The organism is Paenarthrobacter sp. DKR-5, assembly GCF_018531425.1.
Taxonomy (GTDB): Bacteria; Actinomycetota; Actinomycetes; order Actinomycetales; family Micrococcaceae; genus DKR-5.
In genome coordinates this window covers 483,490-504,513 of the sequence record NZ_JAHBOI010000003.1, presented here as the reverse complement: position 1 = coordinate 504,513, position 21,024 = coordinate 483,490, and the positions used below count along the sequence as shown (strand labels likewise).

Below are 21,024 nucleotides of genomic sequence, written 5' to 3'. Positions count from 1 at the left end.
AGCCGGGCCGGCGCCGGGGGCACTCTCAGGCTGGGATCGCTCCATCAGACTTCGAGGAGCTCTACTTCTTTGCGCTTGAGCAGTTCGTCGACCAGGTCGGTGTGCGACTTGGTCAGCGCGTCCAGCTCCTTCTCCGCCCGGGCGCCCTCGTCCTCGCCGGCGTCCCCGTCCTTGACGATGCGGTCCAGCTCGTCCTTGGCCTTGCGGCGGATGCTGCGGATGGACACCTTGGCATCCTCGCCCTTGCCGCGCACGATCTTCACGTATTCCTTGCGGCGTTCCTGGGTCAACTCAGGGACGGTCACGCGGATGACGTTGCCGTCGTTGGACGGGTTCGCACCGACCTCTGAGTCGCTGAGCGCCTTCTCGATGTCGCGCAGCGCGCTCTTGTCGTAGGGGGTGATCAGGATCGTGCGCGCTTCGGGAGTCGCGAAGGACGCCAGCTGCTGCAGCGGCGTCGGCGAGCCGTAGTAGTCCACAATCACCTTCGCGTACATGGAAGGCGTGGCGCGGCCGCTGCGGATGGATGCGAAGTCTTCCTTGGCAACCTCGACGGCCTTGTCCATCTTCTCTTCGGCTTCGAGCAAGGTGTCTTCGATCACGATGTCTCCTTAGACGTGTTGTGCCGCCACAGCGGCAGGATTCTGCTATTCATCCTATACGGCGGGCCTGCGGGCCCGGGCGCCGGCGCAGCGCCGGTTCAGGCGCTGACGACGGTGCCGATGGTTTCGCCGAGGATGGCACGCGTGACGTTGCCTTCGCCTTCCATGCCGAAGACCACCATCGGGAGGTTGTTGTCCTTGCACATTGTCATCGCGGTCAGGTCCATCACCCGGATGTCCTGGCGGATGGCGTCGTCATAGGTGAGCGTGTCGAGCTTCTGTGCCGAGGGGTCCTTGCGCGGGTCCGCGGTGTAGACGCCGTCGACGCCGCTCTTGGCCATCAGCACCACTTCCGCGTGCACCTCAAGGGCCCGCTGGGCGGCGACGGTGTCCGTGGAGAAGTAGGGCAGGCCGGCGCCGGCGCCGAAGATCACGACCCGGTTCTTTTCCATGTGCCGGATGGCGCGGCGCGGGATGTAAGCCTCGGCCACCTGGCCCATCGTGATGGCGGACTGGACGCGGGTCTCGACGCCGGCCTGCTCAAGGAAGTCCTGCAGGGCCAGGCAGTTCATCACCGTGCCGAGCATGCCCATGTAGTCGGCGCGGGAGCGGTCCATGCCGCTTTGGGACAGTTCGGCCCCGCGGAAGAAGTTGCCGCCGCCGACGACGATGGCGACCTCGACGGTGCCGACGGTTGCGGCAATCTGCTTGGCCACGTTGCGGACCGTCTCGGGGTCGACGCCGAGCTTGCCGCCGCCGAAAACCTCGCCGGAGAGCTTAAGCAGGACGCGGCGTCGGACCGGATGACCGGTGGGGGTTGGGGTGTCCATGGTGCCTTCCGCTGGAACAGATCGAACTGGTAACTAACCTATCGCGCCCGGCCGGGCAGGGCGTAACACCTGGCACCGGGCGGGGCGAAGGCGGGCAAACGAAAGGGCGGCCACCTGAAGTGACCGCCCTTTCGGTGCTTGTGACTGAGGCTCTTAGGCGCCGACGCGGAAACGCGCGAAGCCGGTAGCGGTAACGCCGGCTTCCTGCAGCACCTGGGCCACGCTCTTCTTGGCGTCCTTCGCGAAGGCCTGGTCCAGCAGGACACCTTCCTTGAAGAAGCCGGTGAGGCGGCCTTCGACGATCTTGGTCAGCGCGGCTTCGGGCTTGCCCTCGGCGCGTGCGGTTTCGTCGGCGATCCGGCGCTCGTTCTCGACCAGCTCGGCCGGAACGTCGTCGCGGGTCAGGTAGGTCGGAGCGAACGCGGCGATGTGCACCGCGACGTCGTGGGCGGCTTCCTCAGCGGCAGCGCCTTCGCCGTCGACGGCGAAGAGCACGCCGACCTGGGCCGGGAGGTCCTTCGAGGTCTTGTGCAGGTAAGCGGAAACCAGCTTGCCTTCAAGACGGGCCACGCGGCGGACGACGATCTTCTCGCCCAGCAGGGCGCCGGCTTCGACGACCTGCTCGGAAACGGGCTTGCCGTCCAGTTCGGCGGCCAGCAGGCCGTCGACGTCGGAGGCGCCGGAGGCGACAGCGGCGGCGAGGACCTTGTTGGAGAACTCGATGAACGGAGCAGCCTTGGCCACGAAGTCGGTCTCGCAGTTGACCTCGACCAGGACGCCGACGCCGTCGTTGACCTGCGCGGCCACGAGGCCCTCGGCCGTGGAACGGCCTTCGCGCTTGGTGACGCCCTTCAGGCCCTTGATGCGGATGATTTCCATCGCCTTGTCGGCGTCGCCGTTGGCCTCGTCGAGAGCCTTCTTGACGTCGAGCATGCCAGCGCCCGTGCGCTCGCGCAGAGCCTTGATGTCAGCGGCAGTGTAGTTCGCCATGTGAACCCCTCTGATGTAGAGAATGAGTAGTTTACGGACTGACAGGACAGCTGCTCAGCTCCTGAGCAACCGTCCTGTCAGATGCCTCCGGCGCGTTTCGCACCGGAGAAGGTCCTGATTTACTTGTCGGCGTCGGCTGCGTCCGCGGCCGGAGCCTCGGCAGCCGGTGCCTCAGCGGCGGGGGCAGCCTCAGCAGCGGGTGCCTCAGCGGCAGGGGCAGCTTCAGCAGCCGGTGCCTCAGCGGCAGGGGCAGCCTCGGAAGCTGCGGCTTCGGCCTTGGAGCTCTCGAGCAGCTCGCGCTCCCACTCGGCCAGGGGCTCTTCAGCACCCGTCTGGGCGTCGGTGCCGGCGGCGCGGTTGTTGCGGGCGATCAGGCCCTCGGCAACGGCGTCGGCCACGACGCGGGTCAGCAGGTTCACGGAGCGGATGGCGTCGTCGTTGCCCGGGATCGGGAAGTCGACCTCGTCCGGGTCGCAGTTGGTGTCCAGAATGGCCACGACCGGGATGTTCAGCTTCTTGGCCTCGTCGACGGCGAGGTGTTCCTTCTTGGTGTCCACGATCCAGACCACGGACGGAGCCTTGGTCAGGTTGCGGATGCCGCCGAGGGTGGTTTCCAGCTTGGTCTTCTCGCGCTGCAGGAGCAGGAGCTCCTTCTTGGTGCGGCCGGAGCTGGCGACGTCCTCGAAGTTGATCTCTTCGAGTTCCTTTAGGCGCTGGATGCGCTTGGAGACGGTCTGGAAGTTGGTCAGCATGCCGCCCAGCCAGCGCTGGTTGACGTAGGGCTGGCCGACGCGGGTGGCCTGCTCGGCGATGGCTTCCTGTGCCTGCTTCTTGGTGCCGACGAAGAGCACGGTGCCGCCGTGGGCAACCGTGGCCTTGACGAACTCGTAGGCGCGGTCGATGTAGGACAGCGACTGCTGCAGGTCAATGATGTAGATGCCGTTGCGCTCGGTGAAGATAAAGCGCTTCATCTTCGGGTTCCAACGGCGGGTCTGGTGACCAAAGTGGACGCCGCTGTCAAGCAGCTGGCGCATGGTTACGACGGGCATGCCGACGCTCCTTCCGGCAGCGCGGAACTCATTCCAATCGCTGCCAATTGACGGTTGTCTTGCTGTGCACCCGGGCGGGTGCCGCACCTGGTATCCCTCGCGCGCCGCACCGCTGCCGAAACAGCGGACCGAAGCGGGCGCAATCCTGCACCAACCGGCTTCCCGGCAAGTGGAGGTGTGGATACGCGTAGTCAGTGCGCCGGGCTCCGGCCGTCTCCGGAAAGGCTCCCGGTGTTGGAAATGAGCACAGCGAACTGCTCGTCCCAGTGTACTACAGCCGCGTGTCCGCCACGGCCGCGCTCCCCGCCGGGTTATCCACATGGCCGGGGATGCCCGTGGCCCGGCTGCCGGCGGTGCGGCCAGGGTGAAGGGATGGACCTTGGACCCCGACGCAGAGCCAGTTGCGCCCATTTCGCCGGCGCCATTCCCGATCTGGCGGTGGGCCGCTGCAGCCGCTGCCGCACCGTCCTGTTCGTGCTGGCGGCCCTCCTTGCACTGTGTCTCGCGGCCGGCGCGCCGTGGCCCGCGGGCGCGGGCGCGGCCGCAGCCGGGCCAGCCGGCACACCCGTGCAGCCGGTTGGCACCCCCGCGGAGCCGGCCGGCACGGCTTCCCCGGAACGGCCGGCGTGGACGTGGCCGCTGGTCCCCCGCCCGCGCGTCGTGGCGACGTTTGATCCGCCGGCGCGGCCGTGGCTGAGCGGGCACCGCGGCGTGGACCTAGGTGCGTTGCCCGGCGCGCCGGTCGTGGCGCCGGCCGCGGGTGTGGTGGTGTTCGCTGGTCAGGTGGCGGACCGCCCGGTGCTGACCATCGCCACCGCCAGCGGGCTGCGCAGCAGCGTCGAGCCGGTGGAGAGTCCCCTCGCAGCCGGCAGCACCGTCCGGCGCGGCCAGGTCATCGGCACACTTGCCCGCCCGCCGCAGGCCGGAGGGCATTGCTCGAACGGCTGCCTGCACTGGGGAGTGCGGCGGGGCCAGGACTACGTCAATCCCCTGGCGCTGCTGCTGGACCTGCGTCCTTCAGTGCTGCTGCCGCTGGAGGGCCCGCCCCCGGCGCCCGGGCCTCAGACGATCGCGGAGATGCCCGTGATGGCGCGGCCGGTCACGAGGGTGTTGATTTCGTGGGTGCCTTCGTAGGAGTAAATGGCCTCGGCGTCGGCGAAGATCTTCGCCATCTCGTAGTCGGCGACGATGCCGTTGCCGCCCATCAGGCTGCGGCCGATGGCCACCGTCTCGCGCATCCGCGCAGTCGTGAAGGCCTTGGCCAGCGCGGACTGCTCGTCCTTCGCGTTGCCCTCGTCTTCCAGCTGCGACAGGCGCACCATCATTGACATGGAGGCCACGGTGTTGCCGAGCATCTGGACCAGCTGGCTCTGGACCAGCTGGAAGGAAGCAAGCTGCCGCCCGAACTGCAGCCGTTCGATCGAGTAGCGCCGCGCGACGTCGAAGGCAGCCAGCTGCTGGCCCACGGCCTGCCAGGCGACGGAGAGACGCGTCACCTTCAGGACCTTGTTCGTGTCGCGGAAGCTGTTGGCGTTCGCGAGCTTGTACTCGTCCGGGACGACGACATCGGTGAGCGTGATGTCGGCGTTCTGGACGGTACGCAGCGAGATCTTGTTTTCGATCCGGGAGGCGGCGTAGCCCTCGGTGGCGGTGTCCACCAGGAAGCCCTTGACCTGGTTGTCCTCGACGTCGCGTGCGTAGACCACTACCCAGTCGGAGAAGGTGGCGTTGCCGATCCAGCGCTTGGCGCCGTTGAGGATCCAGTTGCCGCCTTCCCTGCGCGCGGTGGTGCGGGTGCCGCCGGCCACGTCGGAACCGCCCAGGGGCTCGGTGAGGCCGAAGGCGCCGATCTTCTTCAAGGAATAGATGTCCGGCAGCCACTGCTGCTTCTGTTCCTCGGATGCCAGCGCCTCGATGGAACCAGTGAAGAGGCCGTCGTGCACCCCCATGAAGGTCGCAATCGAAGAGTCGGCGCGCGTGAATTCGGCGTGCACGAGTCCGGCGAACAGATTCGAATAGCCCTGGCGGCGGACCGGGCTGACCAGGTCGATCTCGGCCAGCTTGGGGATCAGGTCCATCGGGAACTCGGCCCGGTTCCAGCAGTCCACGGCAATCGGGCGCACTTCCTTGTCCAGGAAGTCGCGGACCTCCTGCAGGCGGTCGCGTTCGCGCTCGGTGAGCATCTGCTCAAAGCCGTAAAAATCCCCGTCGGCGTAGGGAAGGTCGTTGAGGTCTACTGATGCCTTGGCCATGGACTGTCCTCCTGCTCGGATCGGCGTCGATCACTAAGTTACTGAGCAGTAACATATCCCATCCCCCGCCGGGCGGCAACGGCGCGCAGCAGCGCGGCGGCTCCTGGAAGCGGGCGCGGTAAAAGCAATCAAGCCGCAGCCCCGGCATCTCGATGCCAGGTCTGCGGCTTGTTCTGTAGGGCTGGTGGGGCTTGAACCCACGACCGACGGATTATGAGTCCGGGCTTTTCATGGGTTTCCGTTGGGTGGTGTCTGGCCTGCCGTGGCGCGGACTTTCGCGCCTTTTGCGCCTCCGTCGCTTTCACTGGTTTTCGTTGGGTTGCGCTGTTTTCGTTGGGTAAACGTTGGGTCAGGACCAGCTACCCGACTACCTCTTCATGCATCGTCACGCCGCCGAGCCCGTCCGCGATCGTCCCGGCCGTCACCTTCTCCCCCGGCAGGTCTTTAGGCGCCGGCGTCTCCCCCTGGTGCGCGAACGTGTACTTCAGCAGCTCGCCGCCCTGGTTGGTGAATTGCAAAGCCAATGTCGCGTCCGCGTCGACGAAGGCAGTCCACCCGGTGCCCTGCGCGTAGTAGAGCTCCTGCTTATTCGCGTTCAGGAGGTTCACGACGCTGTCCTCCGCGGCCGGCGTGGACCAGCTGTACACGTCGACCCGACGCCCACTAAGCGTGCATGAGGCCCAAGACGCGAGATTCGGGCCGCCCTGCGCCACATCGCCCGGCTTCACATCGCCACAGCCGGGAATCCGGGCTGCGACCGCGGACGCGGTCTCCCCGTAGTAGGACGTCGGACGGATGGTTGGTGAAGGCGTCGCCGGTGCGGCTTGGTCGTTGGTGCCGCAGCCTGTGAGAAGGAGCGTGGAGACGGCGAAGGGCAGTAGGACAGGTTTCATGATTCCCCCAAGGTTTGTTTGTTTGAAAGCTGGTGTGCATAGAGTACGGCGAGCCGCCGACACAGAGTAGGGGCGACGGAGAGCCTTCGATCTCCCATTGCGTCTGTCAGAAATCCGGTTTAGGCTCCCTAACATCCTGTCTGGTCTCGCTTTGGGGGATGGACAGGGGCACAAGAGAGGCCCTGCCGGTTGATTGGGGGATACGACCGGCAAGGCCTCTCGGTGTGCACACTAGCAGGGTTGGGTTCGAGGCGATACCCACCAGCTCGCGAGGCCGGCCCGATCATGGGGGCAATCTGGCCGGCCCCCAGAATCTAGCACAGTGACCTCTTCACGGCCACTTCCACCCGGGTTTAGGCTGTGGTCGGTGGCCCCGCCGGAGCGACTACCTCATCCTCATCCTGGCGGGGCCACCCCATAACCTCAGGCGCCCGGACGCCGTCGGTTCTGGTCAGCGACCCAATTACCAATCTGCTGGACGGCCACATTGACCATGTCGGACCGCATTTCCCGGCCGTCGATGTACACGTGCACGACCGGCGCCGGGGCCGGCCCGGATGGGACGGGGACGGGTTGTGTGAGCAGCTGCCCGGTGCGGTTCATGTACTCGAACGCGTCGGGACCGATGGACCTGACCGAGGAGGCTTTGGTCATGAACTCGTCCGGGGATCCCATGATCGGCACCAGGTCCTGGGTGGGTCCCCCGGCGCCGTGCAGGAGGCCGCCACCGGTGATGTCGGCCCACCCGCCGCTGGCGAGGTGCCGGGGCACGAGACCGCCTTCACGCTGCGCGAAACGGGTTCCCCCTCCATGTGTTCCCACACCGGACGTCAGCCCCGTGTTCCCGCTGTTCATGGTCGATTCCATGATGGTCGTGTAGATGACCTTGTCGTGCAGGTTGTCCAGGCCCGCCTTGACCGCGGCAATTGCCGCGACGGCCTGAGCGTTATCGACCTCAAGCTGCGTGGGCGGAATGGACCTCGGAATCTTGAACAGGCTGTCCAGGTACCGGATGACAGAGTCCCTGTTTTCGCCGTGCGCGACCGCATTATCAATGATTTCGTTGCGCATGGCGATCATCTTGTTGCGGGTCTCGTCGGTCTTGGCCCCGTTGTTGCGCATGGCCTCAGCCACACTGTTCAGGTCCGTGACTTGGTTGATGAGCTCGCCACGGTTCTTCACCGCCGCCGCCGACATGCCGTCGAGCGACGTCGAGGCCCGGTTGATGGTCTTTCCCGTCGCATCCACGTGCTTATCGCTGTTGGCGATGGCCGAATCGAATGTGTTCTGGGCCTGAGCCGCACTGATGGTTTTGCCGTTCAGCGCATCGAGGGTGACTTTGAGAAGCCCGCCGGCGTCGTTCTCCCGGTACATGGCGTTAGCGGCCGCTTGCTGTTGGGCCGCCTGGGCGTCCGCTGCCTTACCCGCCGCCAAATACGCGTCCACCGACATGTGAGCAGCGTTAGCGGCCTGCTGCGTGGCCCATGCCTGCGCTGTGGAAGCCGTTGAACTACTGGTGATCGCTGATGTGTAGTTCTTGTAGTTGTGCTCCCCTTGCTGCAGGCCGCCATTCAAGCTGCTGATGCCGCTCAAGAGCTTGGTCGCCGCATCGTACTGGTCTTGTTGCTGCTGGGTGACAAGGTGGGTGGCCCGGCCCATGTTGTCCACACTGACCGCGCTGTTGTCGTAAGCGTCGATGGCCTGCTCGGCCTTCGCCTTCACCTGGTCAAGGGAGTCACCCTGGCCGAGGATCGCGTCGGTGACCTGCGGCAGGGATATCCCCAGCTGGTTAGCGGCGTCGAGCAAACCGCCGTCCTCCGCCTTCTTCGCGGCCATCTTCTGGATGTTCGCGTCGATCGCACCGTTGGACTGCTCCAGGGCGGTGGTCCAGCTGGTGACGTCCCCGGTGTTGGTCTGGGTGGCGGCGGACATGCCCACCAGCGCCCCGGCGAGCAGGCCCACGCCAGCGACGATGAGGCCGACAGGACCCAACGCGATGTTCTCGGCTATACCGAATGCCTCCAGGACGGGGATCACGTTCTTGAAGAGCATGAACGCCCCAACAGCACCGGACACCGCGGGGGCGAGGACCGTGATGGCTTCCACCGGCAGCGCGTTGATCGCGTCAGCCAGGACCTTCAGGCTGGTGAGTGCGACGTTGCCGATGGGTGCGAGTCCCTGCAGCAGGTGGAACGCCGCCGTCACCAGGGACTCGATGGTCGCGGTCACCGGGGGAATTGCCTGCATGGCGTACTCGGCGAAGTCCTTCATGCCCTGTGAGTGGCCGAACGCGTCCAGCTTCGCCGTGACGTTCGTCAGCCAGGCACCGAAGATCACAGCCGCGGGCTGCAGCGCCTGCATCGCACCGAGAGCGAATCCGAGCCCGTGGGTGACGGTGTTGCCCATTTCCGCGCCGAACACGGACACGTCGCTGGTGAGCTGCGGCATGACACCGTTGAGGGTGGCCACCCCGCCCTGGAAGGTGTTCAGGAACGCGGACGCGCCGGTCCGCGACAGCCCATCCAGGTCGTCCTTCAGCACGGACAGGCCGGCCGCGTACTGGTTGCCCTGGTACGTGCCAGCCGCCATTTCGTCGTGGATACCTTTGATGGCCAGGATGCCGGCGGCGCCCATCCCCGCGAGCGCGACGCCGCCCGCGGTGGCAGCGGCTGCGATCGGCACCGCAGCGGGGGCGATCATGGCCAGGGCACTCCAGAGGAGTCCCATCGCGCCCGCGTTGTTCTGGGTGGCCTGGGTGTTGTTTTTCTTGGCCGCCGTATCGGTCTCGGTGGCGGCCGCGTCCTCCACCGTCCTTGCTACCGCGGTTTCCTTGGCCTTGTTGAGCGCCTCAGTGGCAGCCAAATGGCGGAGTTCCGCGCCTTCCGCGTTGCGGTCCGCTCTGGCGAGGGCTTCCTCCGCGGCCGTCAACTGCAGGGTGGTCGCACTTCCGCGCTCGCGCATTACCTTGAGTCGTTCGGAGGCGACGTAGGCAGTGGACGCAGCGTTAGCCGCTTGCCGGCTGGCTACATCCAGGCGGTGCTCGGCCGCGGCGACCGCGTCCAGTTTCGCGGAAGCGTCAGCCGCGCCCGTGGTTTCGATCTTGACCTTCGGGTCCACCGACTCCAGCTCGCGGGCCTTGGCCTCAGCGGCGTCAAGTGCCGCGTTCCAGGCAGAGGAGTCGATGCGCAGCCGACCGACAATAGAACCAACTTCGGTCTCTTCCGACATGGCAAGTCTCCTTCGCGTCTAGTGGCGGGGAACGCGGAACGCGGTAATGGTCCCGGTGAAACCCGCGCCCAGGTCGAGGCAGATACTGCCGTCAGCCTGCTTGACGTGGGCGGACGTGAAAGGCCCGATCCACTGGGTCTGGCCGGCGCCGATACTCACCGCAATCCCCGTGTCGGCGGCGAACATGAGCTTCCCGCCGAGGACGGTGAGCGACTGGGCGGTGCCCGCGGTGTTCTGCACCCGGAGCACGGTCTGTTCGGGCCAGGAACGCGACGGGACGGCCGTGTCGCGAATGACGTGCCCGTTCACCGGGTCAGCGGTCGTCCCCGTCACGTCAACGAGGTTCGCGTCCGTGAGGAGGTTGGTGTACGGGATGAGAGTCCGTGCCATCAGTTACCGCCTCCAGGCTTCTTCTCCGAGCGGCCGGCGAGGACGTCGTCGAGCCGGCCTTCCTTCTGCGCTTTCACGATCTCCTCCGGGGAGGCGGTCTTCAACCACGACTCGGGCAACTGGTCGGCGCTCATTCGCCCCACGCTTCCTGCCGGCTGATCGCGACCAGGTTGCCTCGGGTGAGGAAGTCCTGGTCCTTGGGCTTGTCGAAACGGAACACGGCACCGGTCTCCTGGTTCCTGTAGAAGAAGAGGGCGCCGTCGGCGGGTGCCCGGTCGAAGTCGACGTTCGCGACGTCGGCTAGCAGGTCGCCGGCCTGGACACCTTCCACTGGGCGGAAGAGTCCTTCTGCGCGGAGCAGCTCGAACGCCCTGCTGATGAAGTGGTTGGCATCCAGGTTGTCGATCTGCCGGCGGCCGGCGATGATGCCGGCTCCCGTCCACCCGGTGTACCCGTTCTTCGCCAGCCCAAGCCGTCCATGCTCCGCTGGCGGGGTCGTCGGGTGCAGGTGCACGGGCACGCCGAGCTCCTCGGCCCGGGCCCGCCACCCGTACACCCGCTCGTTGTGCTCGTTGACGGCGGCGACGAAGGCCCGCAGGCTGTCCAGGGCGCCGCCGAGATGCTGCGCCAGGACTTCACCCTCACCCGCAGTGTGGGCGTCGATTTCGGCTTTGAGCGCTTCGCAGGCCTGCCGGCGGGCCTGTTCCCGGGCTTTGGCAGCCTTGACCGCTGCCCCCTCCCTGCGGAGCCTCACGAAGTCCAGCAGTCGCCGGGCGTTGGAAATCTCTTCGTGGGTCACCGTGTCGTCGCCGGACCGGACCTTCCCCTCGAGGGTTTCGACGAGCTGGGCGGCCTCCTGGGCTTCCTGCTCGGCGGAGGCGATGATCGCGTCCGGGTCTTCGGTTGGTGTTGTGGTCATGCCGCCCTCCTAAGGACGTTGGTAAGTGAATTTAGGTCTATGCGCCAGGTGCGTCCTCCGAAGCGCTCAGCGCGTACCTGGCCGGCCTGAGCGAGGCGCCGAATGTGGCGCTCGCTCAGGCCGGTTTGGGCGGCAGCAGCAGCAACTGGAACCCAGTCGTCACCTGACACCTTCACAGTCTCAAATGGAGGTCCGCTAGCGGACATGACCGTCGAAGGTCTCAGCACGGCCTCGCCCGACGCAGCCTCCAGCGCCTGGTACACGGGCAGCGCCCAGGCCGGGATCGGGGCACCGTTCAGCCGGGCCTGGGCGTTTAGGTCTCTCATGAGAGAGCGCAGCATCGCGTGGGCGATCGGTCCGCGTACGAGCGCGCCCAAGGGCACCAGATCAGCCATTGCGGCGCTCCTCCGGCAGCATCCCGCCCCAGATCCCTGTGCGCTCCGGGGCTGCGTACGCGTATGCCTGGCATTGGAGGAGCACGGGGCAGCCTGCGCACGCGGCGGCCGCTGCTTTGCGTTGCGGCCTGGATGGGGTGAACCACTGCTCCGGAGTGAGCATGGTCCTGCACGGGGTGACCGGGTTCGCCTCCAGTGCGTCGAGCAGGGCCCGCCACGCGGCCATGGCGTGGTGCGGGACGCCCAGCATGGACAACGGGGCACGTCCATGTTCGAGCAGCTCCGGCTCAACCATGGTTGACCTCCGCCCAGGCGGCCGGGTCGTCCACCCGTTCCCAGTCGAGGATGTGGCCGCCCCGGATGAGCCGGAAGTGCCTGGACGGCAGATCGACCTCCATGCCCAAGTCGTAAGCTTCCTTCACCATGACCGTGAACGCCCGGTCCACGGCCGCAGTGGCCCGGGTACCCGACGCAGGCCAGACGAGATCAACCAGCCCCCACCCGCCTGACGTGTCGGGTAGGCCGAAGCGAGCAGGGTTGCTGACGATGAAGACGCCGGTCACGGCCGCCCGATCCTCGCCGGTCACGAGGGCCCTTGGGACTGACTCATAACCACGCATTCCATGGATCGAACCCGGACATTCCCGCGCCAGCACTGGGAAAGCAGCGGCACTGAGCGCCCGGGCGACGACAGGACCCAACGTTTACCCAACGCTTTCACCCGATTCACCCCGGTTGCGACGGACCGTGACCTCGACCTCGGCGAGCGCCTCCGCCCTGGCCAAGTCCTCCCGCGCCTGCTCGATCAGTGGTGCAAGGATCGCAGCCTCCCGCTCCACCAACGCCGCCGGCAGGCCCTTCGCGGCCCTGCGGTTGTCCTCCTGGGTGCGGAGCAGGGACCGCAACGCCCACTCCGCCTGTGACACGGTGAGCGCCTTCCGGGCCGGCGACCGCCGACGGTGATGCGTCCGTAAGCTCGGACCCGCCAACGCCCTCAACCTGTCCACGCTGACCGTGGTCGTGACCGGGTCCAGGACGGCGGCGAGGGCGTTGATGCTGTCCACGGTGGGACGGGTGCGCCCGTGCTCGAGTCGGGACAGGCTCTGACGGTTCAAGCCGGCCAGCTCCGAGGCCCGGTCAATCGTGAGGCCGGCGGCAGCCCGCAGCCGGGACAGTTCAGCACCGAAACCAGCGGCCAGCCGCTCCCGCTCGACGTCGCCCACCTCCCCGCGCCGGTCGCGTCGCGTAACGCCCGCACGCCCACCGGGGCCGGCCGATCGACCGGTCGCCTCGTTGTTCATTTGTTGCTCCCGAGGATGATGAGGGGCAGGCGGGCGTACTCGTCGTAGAGGGCGGCGAGGATCGGGTCGGTGTGGCTGGGGTCTTCCGGCTTGCCGAGGATTGGATGGCGGGTGGAGTGGAGGTGTAGGCGGCAGAGCTCTCCGGTGGGTTTCCAGAGGCCGACCAGGCAAAGCGAGAAGAAGTGTCCGGTGTCGATGCCGTTGACGCGGCCGATGGGTTCGAAATGCTCCCATTTCTCGGCCGGGACGTAGTCGAGTTGCCAGTAAATTCTTTTGGTGAGGCGTTCGCCGGCGATGTCGAGAACTTTGATGGGGACGGTCAGGAAGCTGATTTGGGTGTTGGTGGCATTGGTGGTGGCTGCCATTTTGGGTCCTAGGTGTGTTGGTGGGTTGGGTTTTTGGAGGTTAGTGACGTTTGTGACGCGGGAAAGTGTTATCTCCCGTATGTGTGTGTGCGTAGGGGGAACACTTGAACAGGTCACTAACGTCACTGTTGGTCCAAGCCGTTGCCGTAAGCCGGCGTTTTCAGAGTGATTCCGAGCCTCGATCGGATGCCGCCAGTACCTCGCTTCACGGGGAATCCGCGCGCCTCAAGCGCCTCGCCGAAGGCTTTTTTGCCCATTGGTGAGGCGCCTTCCTGGAAAGCCCAGGTGCTCCATTCCCGGTGCAAGGCCTCGGTGAGCGCTGACAGGCCCGGCCCGGTTTCGCAGCATTCCTCCAGGAACCTGCCGAGCGCATCGCTGTCCGCCTGGTAGTGCTCCGTGGCCACCATGACCGCGTCCGGCTCCGCCAGCCCGTGCGCTTGGTATTCCCTCCAGCCACAAGCAGCCCAGGTCAGGACGGCGTCGAGCTCGAGGTGGAGTTTCTCCGGCAGCTTGGGATCCCGTTCGGCGCGGGGAATGACGACGCCGAACGGGACGACGCGGATGCGAGCCCAAATGGCGGGGTCGTCGCCGCTGACTTTGGGCAGGTGGTTCGTGATGAGCGCGACCGAATGCGAAGGTGTGAACTCGACAAAGTCCTGCCGCATTTTCCGGGCACGAATTTTGTCACCGCCTGTGAGGCGTTTGACGGTCGCTTCGGCTAGCCGGCGGCCTTGGTCAGATTCGGAGACAGCGACGAGGCGGCGGCCGAGGAGGTCCATTTCGCCGGTTGGGTGGGCGTTCTCGCGGTGCATGAACAGGTCGGGTTCTGCCATGGCGGCGTAGTCTCCGAGCGCGGCGGAGATTGTGGCCCAGAGGACGCTTTTGCCGTTGCGGCCGGTGCCGGTGAGGATGGCCAGGAGGTGTTCGAGGGTGAGGCCGACGAGGGCTTGCCCGATGAAGCGTTGCAGGAAGCCCCTCACGGCTTCGTCGGGGAGGCTCCTGGCCAGGAAGGCATCCCACGTTTTTGAGGGCGCATCCGGGTCGTAAGCGGCCGCCGCGAGCTTGGTGATGTTGTCCGCCGGGTCGTGAGGCCTGAGTTCACCTGTGCGCAGGTCGAGGGTTCCGTTGGCGACGTTGAGGAGGTATGGGTCGGCGTCGAGGTCGGCGACGGTGATGGCGTAGGGCGGGAGCGCTGCTGCGATGTCCAGTACGCCTGCGATGCCGGCGGCGCTTTCGCAGCGTTCGGCGTCTCGCATGAGCCCCTTGTCGTCGTCATCGATGGCTTTGTGTTTCGCGGAGAGGATGGTTTCGAGGACGGCCCTTTTGGCGTGGCCGTGTTCGTCGGCCGCCCAGCGCTTCCCGTCCCAGTGGCGCCAGCCGAGGTTGTAAACGTGCCGTAGCTTGTCCGGCCAGTTGTGGACGAGCGTTGTCGCTATGAGCGCCTGGCCGCGGTGTTCGGTGGTGTCCGCGCCGGTGGCGGGTTGGGTCGGGGCGGCATCTACCGGGCTGGTGGCAGCCGTGGCAGCTGCTTCGAGGTGTGTGCGCACGTCGGGGGGCATGTTTTTGCCGGGGTTGTCTTGCTTCCATTCACCTGCGCGCCGCCCAAACTCTTTGAGGAATGGTGCCCGCTGCTTTTCCGGCAGCTGCATGAAGTACGGGCCGGTGTTCACTCGTCTGCATCCCCGGCGGCCTGGATACGGCGGGCGAGGATGCTGGTGTCGAGGAGGCTGTGTGACAGCGTGATCATGTCGATGATCGACACGTCGATACCGTAGTCGACTGTGATTTCCCTGATTTCGTCGGCGTGCCGGATCTCGACCGCGGCGAGGAGGTCGGCCGCGAGCTGCAAGGCCGCGGCCTCGGTCAGATAGGTGCCCGCCTGACCGTCGCCGCCGCGTTCCGGGCCGAGGAACACTCCGCCCTGATCGATGTCCTCGCGGTGGAACGGATAAACGACCAGATGGTCGGGTTGGGCGGCGCCCTCGTCGTCCTCGATTCCCGGGGCGGTGAGGGTCTGCGGACCCACACACTCGTCGCCGGCGTGGCAGACGCAAAATTCCGCGCAGTCGGGGTGCCGGGGCCCGTCGTCCTGGAAGAGGAACTGATTGGGGCGGTCACTGTAGGTGGTCGAGACGTGGTCGGTTACAGTGGACATCACTGGACTCTTTTCCTTTTGGTGGGTGGGGGTTTGGTGTTGAGGGAGTCGGGTGGTGCCGGCTCCCTTTTTCGTGCCTGGACAGTGGGCGTGCTGGGTCACTTGCTGCCTGCCTCGACTTTTGCTTGCTCCCATGCGAGGACGTCGGAAAGGCGGTAGCGGACGTGCCGGCCGAGCTTCATGGCCTGCGGGTCTACGCCTTTGTGCCGCCAGAGACGGACGGTTTGTAGAGGGACGCCGAGGCGGTCAGCCAGGTCCTGGGGGGTGAGGTGACGCTCCGGTGTGTCGATAGCGCTCATGGGAGGGGCCTTTCTCTATCTCGTTTTACGATGGACTTCCATCCGTAAACAGAGTAACAGCAATACGCAATAGTACGCCACTACATATTGCTGTATCTTCAATGGCATGAGTGAGGACCAAGAAAATAACCGAGCAGTTGGACGAGCCGTGGCCCGCCTGCGCGAGGAGACAGGCTTGAGCCAGTCAGAACTGGCGCAAGCACTCCGGTCACGCGGCGTCCCGTGGACACAAGGAACACTGTCACGCGTTGAGAATGGAGACCGCGCCGTCAAGCTAACCGAAGCACCGGCACTTGCGTCGGCGTTGGGGTCTACGATCGATCAGCTACTGACCACGCCCGTCGACGATCTGAATGCCACGCTGGTGGACGTCATCAACCGGCTCAAGGCCGTAGATGACATGTCGGATCAGGTCATCCGTACGCTCTCTCAGATGCGGCAGGAACTCCGAGCGATAAATATCAACCTCGTCCTGACGCCCCAGCTAGGACCGACTGCTGCTGATATTGATGAGATGGGAAATGAGGTCCCAGCTTCAGCGCACGAGCTGAGCGAAGGCGACGCAAGGAAGGGTGCCCGGTAATGCCTAGGCCGGCCCTGCCCCTCGGCTCCTGGGGGAAAATCACCCGCACACAGCAGGGCAACGCTGCTTGGGTGGCGAAAGCCCGCGTGCGTGACCTCGACGGCATCACCCGCCTGGTCGAACGGTCGGGGCGTACCGGGGCCGCAGCCGAACGAAACCTCGTCGCCGCCCTCACCGAACGCACCGCCCCCACCACCGAAGACCTCAGCCCCAACACGAGGCTCACCGCCCTCTGGGACGCCTATTTGGGGCACCTGCGCACCGAAGGCCGCTCCCCCAGGACATTCGAGAGGTACGAGTACGTCGCCGGGTACGTCGTGAAGGGCCTGGGAGGGCTCAGAATCCGCGAAGCCACCACTCAGCGCCTCGACGGGTTCCTGAAGGCTCTGGCGGCCAACAGCGGCCCCTCCGTCGCTGTTACGGCCCGCGTCATCCTCTCCGGCATGTTCGGGCTCGCCGTCCGCTACGACGCGATCACACACAACCCCGTCCGCGACGTCGGCAATGTGCGCACCGCCCCCGTGAAGAAAGCCCGCGCCCTCACCGTCGACGAGCTCCGCGGCATTCTCGACGCCGTGCACCACTCCCCTATTCCGATCAACCCGGGCAACAAGGTCCGTCCCGGCCTCACCCTGGCGGAGTACTGCGCGGAGGCTGACCTCGCGGACGTCGTCACCATGTTCGCCGGCACCGGGGCCCGCATCAGCGAGGTGCTGGGCATCCGGTGGGAAGACATCAACCTCGACGCCAAGACGGTGGCGATCAGCGGGAAGGTCGGCCGCACCAAGGGCCAGGGCATGATCCGTGAAGGTTTCCTCAAGAGCGAGGCCGGTGAACGCACCCTGCCCCTGCCCGGTTTCGCTGTGGCCATGCTGCTGCGCCGGCAGGTCGAGTCCGTGCCGAACCTGCACAACGCCGTGTTCCCGTCGTCTACGGGGTCGCTGCGGGACCCGTCGGCGGTGTCGAAGCAGTGGCGGAAGGTGCGGGACCGGCTCGGATTCGACTGGGTAACGTCCCACACGTTCCGGAAGACGGTGGCGACCATGATTGATGCGCAGGGGCTGTCGGCCCGTGTGGGCGCGGATCAGTTAGGGCATGCGAATGTGTCCATGACTCAGGACCGCTACCACGGACGGAAAACTACGCATGTGGAGGTAGCGGAGGTCCTCGATCAAGCGGTGAGAAGGAGACTTGATGTCTAGCTCGGATTGGGTGGCTATCGCGGTGGCTGTCGCGGCATCCATCTTCAGCTTTCTGATGTGGAGGCGCGCGGGTACTGCCAACAGGCATGCGGAGGCGTCGTCCGAGGCGGCCAGGCGTTCGGCGGAAGAGGCTGCCCGTTCATCGGACATCGCGGAACGGGTCGAGCAACGCCAGATCGAGCGCCACGATGTCGTCTGGGGCCTCGAATGGGATCGAACGAAAAAGGTCCTGAAGATGAGGAACAAGGGTTCAGACGACGCTGAGAAGGTTGTCTTCGTGGTGGATTTCCTGGGGGGAAGCCGCGTGGAGGAAGCGGGGACTATTCCGAGCTTGGTGTCGTACGACTTCGACCTTCTCGAAAGTTGGGTCGACCTGTCGCAAAGTCTGCGGGCGGCGAATAACGGGCTTCCTGTGATGCCCTTGCGGGTCCCATTCCAGCGGCCGTGTGATCTGGGAGTCCCGTCTTGGCACTCCGTATTCGCACACGTTTGAGAAGCTAACACTCTCTTGAGCCGTCCGCGTCGCTTATCGATTTGATTTCGTTGGGTAAACGTTGGGTCCGTGCCAACGAAACAACCGCAGGCCAGGGGCATTGTGCCTCTGACCTGCGGTTATTGTAGGGCTGGTGGGGCTTGAACCCACGACCGACGGATTATGAGTCCGCTGCTCTAACCGGCTGAGCTACAGCCCCCTTCGGGCGCCGCGGTTCCGCCGCGCCACAGCTATGGTAGCGGCTAAACCGCGTGGTCCTCGTAACTTTCGCCGCGGTAGAGGCCCTCGAAAGTGTCCAGCGTGGAGGCCATGCTGTGCTTGCCCACCATCTCCCTGCTGACCCGGCCCATGGCTTCGCGCTCCTCCGCCGGCAGGGACAGGATCTTCGTGATCTTCTCCGCCAGTTCGGTGCTGTTCATCGGGGTGAAGAGGTAGCCGTTTTCTCCTTCGCGCACCAGGTGCGGCAGTGCCATCGCGTTGGCGAGAACCACCGGCGTCGCCGCGGACATCGCTTCGAGGGTGACCAGGGACTGCAGTTCGGCGGTTCCGGGCATGCAGAACAGGTCGGCCCGGATGTAGGCGGTCCTCAGGTCCTCGTCGCTGGCGAGTCCGAGGAATTTCACCCGGTCCTCAAGCCCGAGCCGCGCCACCTGGGCCTCCAGGGCGGGCTTCACTTCGCCGCCGCCGACGATCTCCAGGTGCACATTCAGGGCGCGGTCCGTCTTGGCAACCGCGTCGATGAGCACGTCGATGTGCTTCTCCTCGGCCAGCCGTCCGGCAAAGAGCACTGTCGGGAACGTGTGCTTCTCCACCGTCTCGCCTTCGCGGAGTTCGTAGACGGAGGCGTCGATGCCGTTGGAGATCGGCAGCACCTTGTGCAGGAACGCGTGGTCGTGCATCGCCTTTGCGGCCAGCGGGGTCGGCGTCGTGACGACGTCGGCCTTGCCCATGACCTTGCCCATGTCGCGCCAGGAGTTCTTGGCGACGATGTCCAGGAACCACTGCGGGAACGGCAGGAACGGTGCAAGGTTTTCCGGCATGAAGTGGTTCGTGGCGACGACCCGCACGCCGCGTTTGACCGCCTCGTACAGCGTGTACTCGCCGATCATGTAATGCGACTGGATGTGCACGACGTCGGGCTGGATCCGGTCGAAGAGCATGCTGATGTGCTTCTTGATCTCCCACGGCAGGCAGATGCGGAAGTAAGGGTGGGTGGGCACGGACCGGGACCTGAGCCGGTGCACTGTCCCCTCCGGCCGGGACTCCGTGAACGGGCCGCCCTTGTCCCCGCGCGGGGCGAGCACGTGCACGTCGTGCCCGCGGGCCGTCATGCCCTTGGCCAGCCGCAGGCCGAATTGCGCCGCACCGTTGATGTTCGGCTGGTAGGTGTCCGCTGCGATCAAGATGGTCAGGGGCTTGTGGTCGTCGGGCAAGCTCACTCATTAACTCCTGGTCGGTGGGTCCGCTGCCAACGGCGGCAGCCTGCGATGCGCAGCGCGCGTCAGCGGCGTCGACCCTCTGTACGCGGGTCTTTGGCGGCCTTGACGACGTCGGGGTGGTGACGGGACAAGGCAACGACCCCCACAATAGCAACCAATGCCGCGGCGCCCATGGCAATCGCGGTCACGGCGTGGACGTCCGGACGCAGCTCGCCGAGGATGGAGATGCCGATCGCGATGCCCACCATCGGGTCGACCACTGTCAGGCCGGCGATGACCAGGTCGGGGGGCCCGTTGGAGTAGGCGTTCTGCACGAACCAGGATCCCAGCAGGCCGGCGACGGCGATCGCCACCACTGAATACCAGGACACATTGAGCAGGAACCGGCCGTTCGGGTCCAGCAGGTGCTTGGCGATGATGCGGGTGAGCACCGCGACGAACCCGAAGAGCATGCCGGCGCCCAGAATGTAGACGAAGGCGCTGATCCGGTGCCGCAGGAGGACCGCCAGGCTGCCGAAGAAGCCGACGACGACCGCGAGCAGCAGCACGATGGTCAGTTCCTGCGGGACCCCGACGTGGTTGTTCTCGTTGGTCACGTTCACCGCCAGCAGCACGAACAAGGCCGACCCGGTCACGCACAGCGCGATCGCGACAACGGTCATGCGGTTCAGCCGGATGCCCTGGTCCCGGGAGTTCACCACCGTTGTGATGACCAAGGCGATGGCCCCGATCGGCTGGACTACGGTCAGCGGAGCGGTGGCCAGGGCGATGACATTCAAACCCATCCCGGTGATCAGCAGGACCAGGCCGAAGACCCACCGGCCGTTGGCGAGCAGACGCAGGAAACCGTGCGAGCTCAGTGTCAGGCCCCCGGTGTTGGCGCGGACCGCGCTGCCCTGCCGCTGCGCGCCGACCGCGAGGAAGAAGGAGGCGGCGACCGCGCAGGCTACGGCAAGCCACTCCATCAGGCGTCTCCCGTTCCGGCCCCGCGCCGGCCAAGGCTGCGGTACTTGGCGAGGATCGCACGGAAATACACCACGGCGGCGGCCAAGTGCAGCGCGCAGCCCGCAATGAGGATCCCCAGGGCGAGCGCGCGCAGCACCGGCGCGGCGGGTGAGGTGACAGCGGAGAGCAGCAGCAGCGGCGTGCCGACCAGGAACAGGGCCGTGCGGATCTTGCCGATCCAGAGCACCGGCAGGTCGGGGTGGCTGTGGAAGAGCCACAGCGAGGTCGCGACCAGGACGGCGTCGGGCACGAACACCACATACAGCAGCCAGGCCGGAGCGATGCCGGCCACGGCCAGCGTGATGAACACCACGATCAGGGCCAGCCGGTCCGCTATCGGGTCCATGATGCGCCCCAGCCTGGACGTTTGGTTGAACCGGCGTGCGAGATAGCCGTCCACCCAGTCGGTGCTGCCCATCACGGCCAGCACCACGACCGCAGCGCCATAGTCCCGGGCGGAAAGTACGAGCCAGACGAAGACGGGGACGCCGCAAAAGCGCAGCACGGTCACCAGGTTCGGTACCGTCAGCACGTCATCCCGGTCAGGGTCGGGCTGCTCGGACCGGCCGCTTGCGCCGCTGAGCCTCATGTCCTCCCCTTGCGTAGCCAGAATGCCGCCTCCGGGGCCACCGTC

At 66.0% G+C, this 21,024-nt stretch carries 24 protein-coding genes and 1 tRNA gene; 4 read left to right on the top strand and 21 right to left on the bottom strand.

The window, feature by feature from the left end; translation table 11 throughout:
* Positions 1-44: 44 nt before the first annotated feature.
* From frr to rpsB, 4 genes are all read right to left on the bottom strand, one after another.
* On the bottom strand, positions 45-602 hold the full coding sequence (gene frr / locus KIH31_RS08545; protein ID WP_214426650.1) for a ribosome recycling factor: 558 nt from the start codon (positions 600-602) through the stop codon (positions 45-47).
* A gap of 98 nt (positions 603-700) precedes the next feature.
* Entirely contained in the window at positions 701-1,432 is a 732-nt protein-coding gene (pyrH, locus tag KIH31_RS08540) for a UMP kinase (protein ID WP_214426649.1), read from the bottom strand.
* A 153-nt stretch (positions 1,433-1,585) separates the two neighbouring features.
* Complete coding sequence (tsf, locus tag KIH31_RS08535; RefSeq protein ID WP_214426648.1) at positions 1,586-2,422, bottom strand: translation elongation factor Ts; 837 nt, start codon at positions 2,420-2,422, stop codon at positions 1,586-1,588.
* 119 nt (positions 2,423-2,541) lie between these two features.
* Positions 2,542-3,471, bottom strand: coding sequence for a 30S ribosomal protein S2 (gene rpsB, locus KIH31_RS08530; RefSeq protein WP_214426647.1), 930 nt, complete (start codon positions 3,469-3,471; stop codon positions 2,542-2,544).
* A gap of 372 nt (positions 3,472-3,843) precedes the next feature.
* Between rpsB and KIH31_RS08525 the strand changes: the two genes are divergently transcribed.
* Positions 3,844-4,605: a peptidoglycan DD-metalloendopeptidase family protein gene (locus tag KIH31_RS08525; RefSeq protein WP_214426646.1), complete on the top strand. Its 762-nt coding sequence runs from the start codon at positions 3,844-3,846 to the stop codon at positions 4,603-4,605.
* On the opposite strand, the gene KIH31_RS08520 is transcribed toward KIH31_RS08525, so the two are convergent.
* From KIH31_RS08520 to KIH31_RS08465, 13 genes are all read right to left on the bottom strand, one after another.
* The gene (locus KIH31_RS08520) at positions 4,533-5,723 is read right to left on the bottom strand and encodes an acyl-CoA dehydrogenase family protein (RefSeq protein WP_214426645.1); all 1,191 of its coding nucleotides are present in this window, start codon (positions 5,721-5,723) and stop codon (positions 4,533-4,535) included. The two genes, KIH31_RS08525 and KIH31_RS08520, sit on opposite strands and share 73 nt — an antisense overlap.
* Positions 5,724-6,082: 359 nt before the next feature.
* Positions 6,083-6,616: a hypothetical protein gene (locus tag KIH31_RS08515; RefSeq protein ID WP_214426644.1), complete on the bottom strand. Its 534-nt coding sequence runs from the start codon at positions 6,614-6,616 to the stop codon at positions 6,083-6,085.
* A 423-nt stretch (positions 6,617-7,039) separates the two neighbouring features.
* Entirely contained in the window at positions 7,040-9,844 is a 2,805-nt protein-coding gene (locus KIH31_RS08510) for a hypothetical protein (RefSeq protein ID WP_214426643.1), read from the bottom strand.
* A gap of 18 nt (positions 9,845-9,862) precedes the next feature.
* On the bottom strand, positions 9,863-10,234 hold the full coding sequence (locus tag KIH31_RS08505) for a hypothetical protein (protein ID WP_214426642.1): 372 nt from the start codon (positions 10,232-10,234) through the stop codon (positions 9,863-9,865).
* Positions 10,234-10,368: a hypothetical protein gene (locus tag KIH31_RS18305; RefSeq protein ID WP_284675972.1), complete on the bottom strand. Its 135-nt coding sequence runs from the start codon at positions 10,366-10,368 to the stop codon at positions 10,234-10,236. Before KIH31_RS18305 ends, KIH31_RS08505 begins: the two co-directional genes overlap by 1 nt.
* Positions 10,365-11,153: a hypothetical protein gene (locus tag KIH31_RS08500; protein WP_214426641.1), complete on the bottom strand. Its 789-nt coding sequence runs from the start codon at positions 11,151-11,153 to the stop codon at positions 10,365-10,367. Before KIH31_RS08500 ends, KIH31_RS18305 begins: the two co-directional genes overlap by 4 nt.
* Before the next feature lie 387 nt (positions 11,154-11,540).
* Positions 11,541-11,843 (bottom strand): WhiB family transcriptional regulator, encoded by a 303-nt coding sequence (locus tag KIH31_RS08495; RefSeq protein WP_250545666.1) that lies wholly within the window; start codon positions 11,841-11,843, stop codon positions 11,541-11,543.
* Positions 11,836-12,135, bottom strand: coding sequence for a hypothetical protein (locus tag KIH31_RS08490; RefSeq protein ID WP_214426640.1), 300 nt, complete (start codon positions 12,133-12,135; stop codon positions 11,836-11,838). The genes KIH31_RS08495 and KIH31_RS08490 overlap by 8 nt, the downstream gene beginning before the upstream one ends.
* A 117-nt stretch (positions 12,136-12,252) precedes the next feature.
* Positions 12,253-12,849 carry a helix-turn-helix domain-containing protein gene (locus KIH31_RS08485; RefSeq protein ID WP_214426639.1) on the bottom strand — a complete coding sequence of 199 codons (597 nt, stop codon included), beginning with the start codon at positions 12,847-12,849 and terminating at the stop codon, positions 12,253-12,255.
* Positions 12,846-13,214 (bottom strand): hypothetical protein, encoded by a 369-nt coding sequence (locus KIH31_RS08480; protein ID WP_214426638.1) that lies wholly within the window; start codon positions 13,212-13,214, stop codon positions 12,846-12,848. The genes KIH31_RS08485 and KIH31_RS08480 overlap by 4 nt, the downstream gene beginning before the upstream one ends.
* Positions 13,215-13,336: 122 nt before the next feature.
* Positions 13,337-14,884, bottom strand: coding sequence for a phage/plasmid primase, P4 family (locus KIH31_RS08475; RefSeq protein ID WP_214426637.1), 1,548 nt, complete (start codon positions 14,882-14,884; stop codon positions 13,337-13,339).
* Positions 14,881-15,369, bottom strand: coding sequence for a hypothetical protein (locus KIH31_RS08470; RefSeq protein WP_214426636.1), 489 nt, complete (start codon positions 15,367-15,369; stop codon positions 14,881-14,883). The genes KIH31_RS08475 and KIH31_RS08470 overlap by 4 nt, the downstream gene beginning before the upstream one ends.
* A 98-nt stretch (positions 15,370-15,467) precedes the next feature.
* A complete protein-coding gene (locus KIH31_RS08465) occupies positions 15,468-15,668 on the bottom strand; it encodes an AlpA family transcriptional regulator (RefSeq protein ID WP_214426635.1) in 201 nt (66 codons plus the stop codon).
* A 106-nt stretch (positions 15,669-15,774) separates the two neighbouring features.
* Between KIH31_RS08465 and KIH31_RS08460 the strand changes: the two genes are divergently transcribed.
* Genes KIH31_RS08460 through KIH31_RS08450 form a run of 3 tightly spaced genes read left to right on the top strand, consistent with a single transcriptional unit; the run spans position 15,775 to position 17,946 of the window.
* Entirely contained in the window at positions 15,775-16,251 is a 477-nt protein-coding gene (locus KIH31_RS08460; protein WP_214426634.1) for a helix-turn-helix domain-containing protein, read from the top strand.
* Positions 16,251-17,453 carry a tyrosine recombinase XerC gene (gene xerC / locus KIH31_RS08455; protein ID WP_214426633.1) on the top strand — a complete coding sequence of 401 codons (1,203 nt, stop codon included), beginning with the start codon at positions 16,251-16,253 and terminating at the stop codon, positions 17,451-17,453. Before KIH31_RS08460 ends, xerC begins: the two co-directional genes overlap by 1 nt.
* Positions 17,446-17,946 carry a hypothetical protein gene (locus KIH31_RS08450; RefSeq protein ID WP_214426632.1) on the top strand — a complete coding sequence of 167 codons (501 nt, stop codon included), beginning with the start codon at positions 17,446-17,448 and terminating at the stop codon, positions 17,944-17,946. The genes xerC and KIH31_RS08450 overlap by 8 nt, the downstream gene beginning before the upstream one ends.
* A 125-nt stretch (positions 17,947-18,071) precedes the next feature.
* On the opposite strand, the gene KIH31_RS08445 is transcribed toward KIH31_RS08450, so the two are convergent.
* From KIH31_RS08445 to KIH31_RS08430, 4 genes are all read right to left on the bottom strand, one after another.
* A tRNA-Ile gene (locus KIH31_RS08445) sits at positions 18,072-18,145 on the bottom strand.
* A gap of 43 nt (positions 18,146-18,188) precedes the next feature.
* Complete coding sequence (locus KIH31_RS08440; protein WP_214426631.1) at positions 18,189-19,385, bottom strand: glycosyltransferase; 1,197 nt, start codon at positions 19,383-19,385, stop codon at positions 18,189-18,191.
* A 62-nt stretch (positions 19,386-19,447) separates the two neighbouring features.
* On the bottom strand, positions 19,448-20,350 hold the full coding sequence (locus tag KIH31_RS08435) for a DMT family transporter (RefSeq protein WP_214426630.1): 903 nt from the start codon (positions 20,348-20,350) through the stop codon (positions 19,448-19,450).
* Positions 20,350-20,979 (bottom strand): CDP-alcohol phosphatidyltransferase family protein, encoded by a 630-nt coding sequence (locus tag KIH31_RS08430; protein WP_214426629.1) that lies wholly within the window; start codon positions 20,977-20,979, stop codon positions 20,350-20,352. Before KIH31_RS08430 ends, KIH31_RS08435 begins: the two co-directional genes overlap by 1 nt.
* Between the last annotated feature and the right edge of the window lie 45 nt (positions 20,980-21,024).